Raw genomic sequence first — 11590 nt, 5'->3', positions numbered from 1 at the left:
CCCACACACACACACCCACCCCCACCCTCCCCCCCCCCCCCCCCCTTACCCCCAGGCCCCGGGGGGGGGGGGGGGGGGGCCCCCCCCCCCCCCCCCCGGCCCCCGTATCAGCCGCTCAACTTGATGAAGGTCGCCGTCGCCGTCGCGTAGATCTTGTCCGCAGCGTCGACGAGACGTGCTTCCGCGGCCGCCGTCGTCCGGCCGACGTGCACGGCGTGGGCGATCGCGCGCAGCGTGCCCTGGCCGTGGGCGACCCGGCGCAGGAAATTCGTATTCATACTGGTGGTCGTGACCATGGCCGGTTCCTCGATCGACAGATGCACCGCACCCCACATCGCGACGTCGAGGACCGCGCCGACCACACCGCCGCCGACGACACCGAGGTAGTTCACGTGCCGCTCGTCCGGTGTGAGAGACAGGGTCATCCGACCGGGCTCGGCTTCCACCACCACGATGTTCAGCAACTTGGTCAGCGGCGGTTGCGGCAGGTCGCCGGAGCGCAGCCGCTCCAGCAGTTCCTCGCGGGACAGTTGCAGCAGCCCGAGCACGGCCAGGCCGGGATCCTCCCATTCCAGATGCAGTGATCTCGTTGCACCGGACATTTCGATCGTCGCCAGATCGTTGCCTGTCATCACATCCCCTAACTATGTCGATATCTGCTGGTCGATGAGGGCGAAGAGTTCGTCGGCGCTGGCCGCTTCGACGGCGATACGGTCGCTCGGTACTGGGGCCTCCCGTTCCGCCAATGCCTCGGCCAGCGTGGAGCGGACCCGCTCGGCCAGCCGAGCCTTATCCGCCTCGGACGGTATCGTCGCCAACAGCGTCCGCAGGGCGGCGATCTGATCGTCGATCGCCGACGGGATCGAGGAGTCCGCCCAGCGCGAGAGCACCAGTTTCGCGACGGCAGTGGCGGTCGGGTAATCGAACACCAGCGTCGTGGGCAGTTTCATACCGGTCACCTCGGTGAGCCGATTGCGCAACTCGACACCCCCGAGGGAGTCGAAACCCAGTTCGCTGAACGGAGTTTCGGGATCGATGGCATCGGCTGACGCGTGACCGAGAACCGCCGCGGTGTGCTCGCGCACAAAGCCGAGTACCAGCGCATCGCGCTCGTCCTCCGGGGTGGCGGCGAGTTGCTGCGCCAGCAGACCGCCCTCGGCCGCTGCGCTCGTCGTGCGCCGGGCACGCGCGGGGACCAACCCACTGAGCACCTCGGGCAGTAGCCCCGCTCTGGCCTGCGCCGCGAGCGCCGGTTTATCGAACTCGACACCGGCGACCAGTGTTTCGTCGGTGACGACCGCGGCGTCGAGCAGTGCGGTCCCGTCGTCGTCGCCGAGTACCTTGATGCCCATTCGCGCCAACCGTGCCACGGTGGCACGGTCCATGGCGCCCGCCATGCCGGTGTCTTCGTTCCAGAGACCCCAGGCGATCGACAAGGCGGGCAACCCCTCGGACCTGCGGGCACGGGCGAGACCGTCGAGGAACGCGTTCGCCGCCGTGTAGTTGCCCTGCCCGGCCGAGCCCAGCAGCGCGGCGGCCGAGGAGAACAGTACGAACGCCGCCAGCTCGTGCTCGCGGGTGAGCTCGTGGAGGTTCAGGGCACCGTCCACCTTTGGGGCCAGCACGCGGTCGAGCTGTTGCGCGCTCAATGTTTCGATCGTGGCGTCGTCGATCATGCCCGCGGAATGGATCACCGCGGTCAGCGGGTGCTCGGTCCCGATCGCATCGAGTACCGCCGCCACAGCGGCCCGATCAGCGACATCACATGCGGCGACCCGGGTTTCGGCGCCCAGCCGGGTCAGTTCGTCGACCAGCTCCGCTACACCGGGTGCCGCGTCGCCACGCCGGGAAACCAGCAGTAGGTGTTCGACGCCGTGGGTGCGAACCAGGTGTCGGGCCATCACCGCGCCGAGTCCACTGGTGCCGCCGGTGATCAGGACGGTGCCATCGCCGAATACGCCTGTCCCGCCCAATGTTTCGGCTCTCGCGACGCGACTGTCCATGGCGCCGAGACGCGGCACGAACGTTGCGCCGTTGCGGATCGCCACCTGGGCTGGGTCCGCCTCGATCGCGCCGCGCACGACGGCGTCACCGAGATCGCCGTCGTGGTCGAGCAGCACTATGCGGCCGGGATATTCCGATTGCGCGGTGCGGATGAGCCCCGCCACCGCGGCGGCCGCCAGGTCGACGGACTCCCCCGGCATACCGGCCGCGCCGCGAGTCGCCACCACCAGGCGGGTGTCGGCCAGCCGCTCGTCGGCGAGCCAGGATCGCACGGTGGCCAAGGCCGAGTGGATCGAGCTCCGCACCGCGGCGGCCGTATCGCCGTCGATCCGACCGTGCCCGACGGCGGTCGGATCGGCGATCGACCAGACGGCCACGTCCGGAACGGACTCTGCCGCAATCATTTCCGCGACATCGCGGTAGTGCAGATCGATGCCGGGCACCCGAACCGCGCCCAGAGTCGCGAGCACTCCGCCCGCCGCCGGTGCGGGCAGCTCCGACGGGATCCACCGCAAGCTCAGCAGCGATGAGCGCCGAACCGCGGCCACCGCGTGCAGCGCCGCGGCATCAATGGGACGCGCCGCAACCGCGTCGATCGTCAGCACGACCGACCCGGTCTCGTCGACCGCGGCGATGCGCACCTGCCCGTCGGCGTCCCGGCTCACCCGTGCGCGCATCGCGGCGACGCCGGAGCGCCACAACCGAACGCCGTTGAAAGAGAAGGGCAATGGCAGCTGCTCCGGTGGCAGACCGCTGTTCAGACCGTCGATGGCCGCGTGCAGGCAGGCGTCGAGCAGTGCCGGATGGATGCCGAATGCGGCTGCCGAACCGCTCACCGAGTCGTCGAGGGAGACTTCGGCGAATGTCTGCTCGCCACGCGTCCACATCGCCGTGACACCCTGGAAAACCGGACCGTAGTCGAATCCTTTGTCCGCCAATCGATCATAGAGAGCGCTTTCCGACGGCTGGGCCCCGGAGGGCGGCCAGTTCGCTTCGCTCCAGGTGGGAACTTCGTCCCCGTCGGCGGCGGTCAGCACACCACCGGCGTGCAGGACCCATGGATCCCGATCCGCCGCATCCCGATCGGCGTCGACTCGCGAATAGATCGCGAACCTGCGCCGTCCCGCGTCGTCGGCTTCCTCGACACTCACCTGAAGATCGACCTCCGCACCATCGGCGAAGACGAGCGGGGCTTCCAGCAGCAACTCGTCGATGACAGCGACGTCCAGCTGCGCACCCGCCGTCAACGCCAATTCCGCGAAGGCCGTGCCGGGCAGCAGCACCGAACCGAACACCGCGTGGTCGGCGATCCAGGGATGGGTTCGCACCGAGAGTCGTCCGGTGAACAGCCACTGGTCCCGGCCCGCGAGCGGCACCATATTCGTGACCAGCGGATGTCCGAACGAGCCGACCACCTCGTCGGATTGCGGCTGCAACCAGAACCGCTTGTGCTGAAAGGCGTAGGTGGGCAGCTCCATCGGACCGGTACCACGCGCGCCGAACAGCAGCGGCCAGTCCACCGGCGTACCGACCACATGCACCTGGGCGAGGGCCGTGACGAACTGGAACGCCTCGTCGGTTGATCGTCGGGACGAGGCAACCACGATCGACGCCGCGCCGACCTCCGGGTGTTCCGCCAAACACTCCCGGGCCATCGCGGTGAGCGCCGCGTCGGGACCGACCTCGACGAATCTACGCACGCCCGACTCGATGAGGCTGTCGATGCCGGGCGCGAACCGCACGCAGCCACGCACTTGCGCCACCCAGTACGCCGGATCGCGAACCTCCGCCCCCACCTGCGTCCCCGACACGTTCGACACGATCGGCAGCAGCGGTTCGTGATAGGTCAATCGCTCTGCCACCGAGCGGAATTCGTCGAGAATGGGTTCCATCAGCACCGAATGCGAGGCATGTGAAATCCGCAGCAACGTATTCTTACGGCCCGCGTCGGCGAGCCGCCGCTGAATCTCGCCGACAGCATCGGCGTATCCGGAGAACAGCACCGACTCCGGCCCGTTCACCGCGCCGAGCGATACTCGGTCACCGAAGCCGGCCAGCAGCTCGGCGGCCTCGGCCTCCGAGACCGCCGCCGCCAGCATCGCGCCGCTGGCCGGAGCCGACCCCATCAGCCGGCCGCGTGCCGCTACCAGCTCGCACGCGTCCGAGAGCGACCACACGCCCGCGACGTAGGCCGCGGTCAGCTCGCCGAGTGAATGACCCGCGACCACATCGGGTCCCACGCCGAACGATTCGAGCAACCGGAACATCGCCACTTCGAAGGCGAACAGCGCGGGCTGCATCCAGCCCATCTCGTCCAGCACACCCGCCGAATCGGTGAACATGACCTCCCGCAACGACCCGCCGAGGTGCCGATCGAACTCGGCGCACACCTCGTCCAGTGCCGTCGCGAACACCGGAAACGCCGTGTACAGCCCGGCGCCCATGCCCACTCGCTGGGCGCCGCCACCGGTGAACAGGAACGCCGTCTTCCCCGAACCGACGGCACCCTCGGCCACACCGGGCGACACCGAGCCCGCGGCAAGGGCGTTCAGCCCGGCCAGCAGTTCGGCCCGGTCACCTCCGACGACGATCCCGCGCCGATCGAGCAACGCCCGTGACTCGCACAATGAGCGCGCCACCGCCCACGAATCCACCTCGGGACGGTCGGCCAGCCAGTCCAGCAGTCGCGCGGCCTGCCCGCGCAACCCCTCCACCGTCTTCGCCGATAGCACCAGCGGCGCCGCAATCTTCGAATCGGCCACGAAACCCGATGCGACGGAGGGCGATTCACCATCTGCCGAACGTGTCGTGACCGGGCGTGCCGCCGGTGCTTCCTCCAGAATCACATGGGCGTTCGTGCCGCTGATCCCGAAGGACGACACCCCGGCCCGGCGCGTCCGCTCGCCCGCGGGCCACGGCTGCGCCTCGGTCAGCACCTGTACCGCGCCCGCCGACCAATCCACATGGGGCGATAGCTCGTCCACGTGCAGGGTCTTCGGCAACATCTCGTGCCGCAAAGCCTGCACCATCTTGATCACTCCGCCCACGCCGGAAGCCGCCTGAGTGTGACCGATATTGGACTTGAGCGCGCCGAGGCGCAGCGGCCGATCCGCGCGCTCCTGCCCGTAGGTGGCCAGCAGGGCCTGGGCTTCGATCGGATCACCGAGCGCCGTCCCGGTACCGTGCGCCTCCACCACGTCCACCTCGTCCGGGCGCAGGCCCGCATCGGCCAGCGCCGCCGCGATCACCCGCTCCTGCGAGGGACCATTGGGCGCGGTCAGGCCGTTGCTCGCGCCGTCCTGGTTGACCGCGGTGCCGCGCACCACGGCGAGGACGTTGTGGCCCAATCGCTGTGCGTCCGACAGCCGTTCCACCACCAGCACGGCGGCGCCTTCGGACCAGGCCACCCCGTCGGCCGCGGCCGAGAAGGATTTGCACCGACCGTCCGGCGCGAGACCACGCTGCCGGGAGAACTCCACGAACACCATCGGCGTCGACATCACCGTCGCGCCGCCAACCAGCGCGAGCGAACTCTCCCCCTGGCGCAGCGCCCGGCACGCGACGTGCAATGCCACCAGCGACGACGAGCACGCCGTATCCACTGTCATCGCAGGTCCTTCCAGACCCAGCGTGTACGCGACGCGTCCGGAGACCACACTCGCCGCGGCGCCGGTCCCGATATAGCCCTCGGCCTCCGGCCCGCCCTTGCGGGTGAGCACCTCGTAGTCCTGGTACATCACGCCGGTGTAGACGCCGGTGTCGCTGCCCCGCAACGAGGTCGGATCTATTCCGGCGTGCTCCAATGCCTCCCACGACACCTCGAGCAGCAGCCGCTGCTGCGGATCCATCGCGACCGCTTCGCGTGGACCGATCCCGAAGAAGGCCGCGTCGAAACCGGCCGCGTCGGCCAGGAACCCGCCCTCGCGGGCGTATGACGTGCCGGGGTTGTCGGGGTCGGGATGGATCAGGCGTTCCAGGGGCCAGCCCCGGTCGTCGGGAAATCGACCGATGGCGTCGGTGCCGGACGATACGAGATCCCACAGCCCGCCCGGCGATTCGACACCGCCGGGATAACGGCAGGCCATGCCGACGATCGCGATCGGCTCATCGGCGCGCGTGCGGCGGCGCGCCGGCTGGGCATTCGCCGCCGCGCCCGCACCGTCGAGTTGCGCGCGCAGGTACCGGGTAATGGCCTTCGCCGTCGGATAGTCGAATGCCAGCGTCGACGGCAGGCGCAGACCCGTGGTCTTGGCCAGCCGGTTGCGGAAGTCCACCGCGCCGAGCGAATCGAATCCCAGTTCACTGAAAGGCTTTTCGGCGTCGATCACCGATCCTGACGGGTGTCCGAGCACCGCGGCGACCTGCTCTCGGACGAAATCGAGAACGATCGCGTCGTGCTCGTCCGGCCCGGCCGCGGCCAGCCGCCGCGTCAGGTACCCGCCCCCCTTGCTCACGCGTCGTGGGGACGGCACCAATGATTGCAGGGGCGAGGCCAGCAGGCCGGCGCGCGCCTGGACCGATAGTGCGGCGAGGTCGAAGTCGACCGCGGCGAGGAAGGGAGCGCCGGCATCGGTCGCCAGCTCGAGCAGCGCGAGGCCATCGGCCGGTGCGAGTGGGCGAAAGCCCATGCGCGACAGGCGTTCCACGGCGGCCGCACCCAGTTCGGCCACCATCCCGCTGTCTTGACTCCACGGTCCCCATGCCACCGACACCGCGGGCATACCCGCGTTGACACGCCGTCGAGCCAAGGCGTCCAGGACCGAATTCGCCGCCGCGTAGTTGGCCTGTCCCGCCGATCCGAGCACCGCCGCGATCGAGGAGAACATGACGAACGCCGACAGGTCGTGGTCCAGGGTGAGTTCGTGCAGGTGCAGCGCCGCATCGACCTTCGGTGCGAGTACCCGGTCGATCTGCTCGGCGGTGAGGGTTTCGACGGTCCCGTCGGCCAGCAGTCCGGCCGCGTGCACAACAGCTGTCAGCGCGGGACCGTCGGCGATCTCGTCGAGCAGCGTCGCTACGGCGGCACGGTCGCTGACATCGCAGGCCAGTACCCGCGCCCGAGCGCCGAGTTCGCCCAATTCGGTGACGAGTTCGGCGACACCGTCGGCCTGCGTGCCACGCCGGGAAACCAGTACCAGTTCACGCACGCCCCGCACAGCGGCCAGATGTCGTGCGACCAGGGCGCCGAGCCCGCTCGTACCACCGGTGATCAGCACCGCACCCGAGCCGAACGCCGGGCCGGTGTCGGTCGTGGACACCTCGCGCCGGGTCAGCCGCGGCGCGAACAGCGCATCCGCGCGGGCCGCCAGCTGCGCCTCCTCGGTCCGCAGGGCCGCCACGATGAGATCGGGGGTGACCGCGGCCGTATTGTCGATGTCCACCAGGACAATTCGACCGACATGCTCGGATTGGGCACTGCGCACCACACCCCAGGAGGCGGCCGCGGCCAGATCAGGATCCTCACCGACCAGACCGGCCCCGTTGCGAGTCACCACGATCAGCCGTGCGTCCTCGGCCATCGGTAGACGCAACCACGATCTGACCGACTCCAGCACGGTGTGCACGCGTCGGCGTACGAGTTCCGCCGAACCGGGTCCGGAATCAATCGACGGCTCGAGGTCATCGGCGCACCACACCACGAGGTCAGGGACGTTGTCGCCGGTTGCCTCGGCCAGGGCGGCCATATCGTGGTAGTTCTCGTCGAATCCGGACGCCGACGCGGCACCGACGACGGCCATTCGCCGACCCTCCGGGCCTGCCTGCGTACGGGATTCGACGACGCTCCACTGCACGTCGTAGAGCGCGTGACGGGCCGAAGTCCGGCCATCGCGCAGGGCCCGGCTGTGCACCGGTCGCGCCTGCAGCGCCTCGATGGTCAGCACGACAGCATCGGATTCATCGACGAGTTCGAGCCGCACACTGTCGGCTCCGCTGCGCCGGATGCGCGCCAGCGCGGCCGTCACACCGCGGCGATACACCTGCACGCCGGTGAGGAAGAACGGCAGCGGCGCCTGGTCCTGCGGCAGCTCGGCGCCGAGCTCCTCGACGGCGGCGTGCAGTGCCGAATCCAGCAGCGCAGGATGGATGGCGAAGCGGGCGGCCTCGGCATCGAGTTCGGTGGACAGGCGCACCTCGGCCACGAGATCGTCACCGGTACGCCACAGGCGGGCGACATTCTGGAACGCGGGGCCGTATCCGAGTCCGCGCGCGGCCAACCGGTCGTACATCGGCTCGCCGGAGACGACATCGTCCTGCGCCGCCGGGCCGAGATCGCGGCCGGTCATCGGCGCATCGTTCGACTGCGCGGGCGCGAAGACGCCGCGCGCATGTGTGATCGCGCTCGTGCCGGTTCGCGACCCCGGCGAGCCGTCGATCACGAAGGCGTCCTCGACAAGCTTCGACACCACGACGAAGCGCCTGCGTCCGTCGTCATCGGCGGCTTCCACACTGATCTGGATATCGATTTCGGTGTGCTCGTCCATCCGCAGCGGTGCTTCCAGGACCAACTCCTCGACGATCTCGACACCGAGGCGAGCACCGGCCGCCAACGCCAGTTCCACGAAGCCGGTGCCGGGCAGCAGCACCGCGCCGAACACCAGATGATCGGCGATCCAGGTCTGCGACGCCGTCGAAAGCCTTCCGGTGAACAGCCATTCGTCCTTGCCCGCAATGGCCACCGCCGCGCCCAGCATGGGATGGTCGATCGACAATAGACCGGCACGACCCACATCGCCGAGACCGTCAGTGGGCGGCACCCAATACCGTTGCCGTTGGAAGGCATAGGTGGGCAACGAGATTCGGCGCGTCGATCGGCCCGCGTAGAGGGGCCGCCAATCCACCGGGAGCCCGGCGGCGTGCGCGGCGGCCAGGAACGCGGTGAACTGCGCCGCCTCGTCGGCATCGCGCCGACCGGCCGCGGCCACCACCGACCGCGCCTCGAGATCGGGTTCCTCGGCCAGACATTGCCGGGTCATCGCCGCGAGGACGGCGGCGGGGCCGACCTCCAGGAACCGGCGGACACCGGTCGCGGCCAACGTCTGCACACCCGGGGCGAAGCGAACGGCCGCCCGCACCTGATCCGCCCAATACGACGGGTCGGTCAGTTCGCGATCGACGACGGCGCCGGACACATTCGAGACGACCGAGATGGTCGGCATCCGATAGGTCAATCGCTGTGCCACCGCGCGGAATTCGGCCAGCATCGGTTCCATCCGCGCCGAATGGAACGCGTGACCGACCCGCAACCGGTTGGTCTTGCGCCCCCGATCGCCGAGCATCCGCTCGATATCGTCGACGGCGTCCACGTCGCCGGACAACACCACCGAGGACGGACCGTTCACGGCGGCCAGCGACAGCCGGTCCCGGTATCCGGCCAGCAGCGCGACGGCCTCGGCTTCGGATACGGCCGCCGCCAGCATCGCCCCGCCCGGCGGCAGCGCACCCATCAGCCGCCCGCGCGCCGCCACCAGCGCGCACGCGTCCGGGAGCGACCAGACCCCGGCGATATACGCCGCGACCAATTCACCGATGGAGTGGCCGAGCAGCACGTCTGCGGTCACCCCGAACGACGCGACCAGCCGGTACAGCGCCACCTCGAACGCGAACAGTGCGGGTTGGGTGAACTCCGTGCGATCCAGCGGCGTTGCGGCGGGACCGGTCGTGTCGCCGGCAGGGCTGTCTTCGGCGAACATCACATCGCGCAACGAGCATCCGAGCAACGGATCGAACACGGCGCACACCTCGTCCAGTGCCGCCGCGAACACCGGGAACGCCGCATACAGTCGCGCACCCATGCCGGGTCGCTGCGCGCCCTGGCCGGTGAACAGGAACGCGGTGCGACCCGAGCCGACCACACCGCGAACCACATCGGGTCCGGACACGCCGCTGGCAAGGGCCGCCAGACCCGTCAGCAGTTCGGTGCGATCGCGTCCGATGACGGTGCCCCGCCAATCCAGCCGGGCCCGCGAGGTGGTGAGCGCATGCGCGATATCCCACGGGTCCGCCTCGCTGTCACCGATCATCCACTGCCGCAGGCGATGCGCCTGTGCACGCAGCGCCGCCTCGGAACTCGCCGATACCAGCAGGGGCACGAATTCGGACGTGCACGGCTGCTCGGCGTCGCCCCGCTCGGGAGCGTCGCCGGCGGTCGGGCTCTGCTCGGCAACCGGTGCGGTGGGCGCCTCCTCTAGGATGACGTGGGCGTTGGTCCCACTGGCCCCGAACGACGACACGCCCGCGCGCCGAATCCGTTCGCCCGCGGGCCACGGCTCGCTCTCCTGGAGCAGCCGCACGGTGCCCGCCGACCAATCCACATGCGGGGTCGGCGCGTCCACGTGCAGCGTCTTCGGCAGCATGCCGTGGCGCATCGCCTCGATCATCTTGATCACGCCGCCGACACCCGCCGCCGCCGAGGTGTGGCCGATATTGGACTTGAGCGATCCGAGGCGCAACGGATCCGAGGTACGCCGTGTGCCGTAGACGCTGATCAGCGCACGCGCCTCGATCGGATCGCCGAGCATCGTGCCCGTGCCGTGTGCTTCCACCGCGTCGATATCCGACGGTTCCAGGCCCGCATCGGCCAGCGCTCGGGTGATGACCCGTTCCTGGGACGAACCGTTGGGGGCCGTCAGCCCGTTGCTCGCCCCGTCCTGGTTGACCGCGGTGCCGCGCACCACGGCGAGTACGTTGTGCCCCAATCGCTGTGCGTCCGAAAGCCGCTCGAGTACCAGCAAGCCGAGGCCCTCGGCGAAGCCGGTGCCGTCGGCGGCCGCCGCGAACGCCTTGCAGCGGGCATCCGGTGACAGTGCGCGCTGCCGCGCGAAGGCGATGAGCAGCGCCGGATCCGACATCACGGTCACGCCGCCCGCCAGCGCCAGGGTGGCATCGTCGCGGCGCAGGGCCTGACACGCAAGGTGCAGCGCCACCAGCGACGACGAGCACGCGGTATCGACCGAAATGGCGGGCCCCTTGAAGCCGAGGGTGTAGGAGATCCGCCCGGACAGCGCGCTGGTCGCCACACCGAGATACGCATGGCCTTCGGACTCGGCGGTGAGCGCGGGCGAGCCGATTCGTGGACCATAGTTCTGGTGATTGACACCGGCGAATACGGCGGTGTCGCTGCCGCGTAGCGATGCCGGGTCGATACCCGCGTCCTCCAGCGCCTCCCAGGACGCCTCCAGCATCAGCCGCTGCTGCGGATCCATCGCTGCGGCCTCACGCGGGCTGATGCCGAAGAAGGCGGCATCGAAATCCGCCGGGGAATCGAGGAATCCGCCCTGGCGGGTGTAGATCGTCCCCGGTACATCCGGGTCGGGATCGAACAGCCGGTCCAGGTCCCAGCCACGGTCGGACGGGTAATCCCCGACAGCGTCAACGCCGTCCGCCGCTATCCGCCACAGTTCCTCGGGTGAGCGCACGCCGCCCGGGTAGTGGCAGGCCATACCGACCACGGCGATGGGCTCATTCGACCGGTCGATGAGCTGGCTCAGCTGTTGTTTGGTTTCGTACAGTTCCTTCGCGGTCTTCCTGAGATATCTGCGAAGTTCGTCGTTGTCGGCCATCGGTGGAGACTCCTGCTCGTGCCAGT

General features: G+C 69.4%; 2 protein-coding genes. Both read right to left on the bottom strand.

Annotated elements, in window-relative coordinates:
• Window positions 1-107 precede the first annotated feature (107 nt).
• Window positions 108-632, bottom strand: a complete 525-nt coding sequence (locus tag ACWEO2_RS41570; RefSeq protein ID WP_452410410.1) for a PaaI family thioesterase — start codon at window positions 630-632, stop codon at window positions 108-110.
• A 12-nt stretch (window positions 633-644) separates the two neighbouring features.
• Window positions 645-11564 carry a type I polyketide synthase gene (locus tag ACWEO2_RS41565; protein WP_452410409.1) on the bottom strand — a complete coding sequence of 3640 codons (10920 nt, stop codon included), beginning with the start codon at window positions 11562-11564 and terminating at the stop codon, window positions 645-647.
• Between the last annotated feature and the right edge of the window lie 26 nt (window positions 11565-11590).

Source organism: Nocardia sp. NPDC004278 (assembly GCF_053602975.1).
The sequence above is the reverse complement of the archived record's forward strand: the minus strand, read 5'-3'. Positions and strand labels throughout refer to the sequence as shown.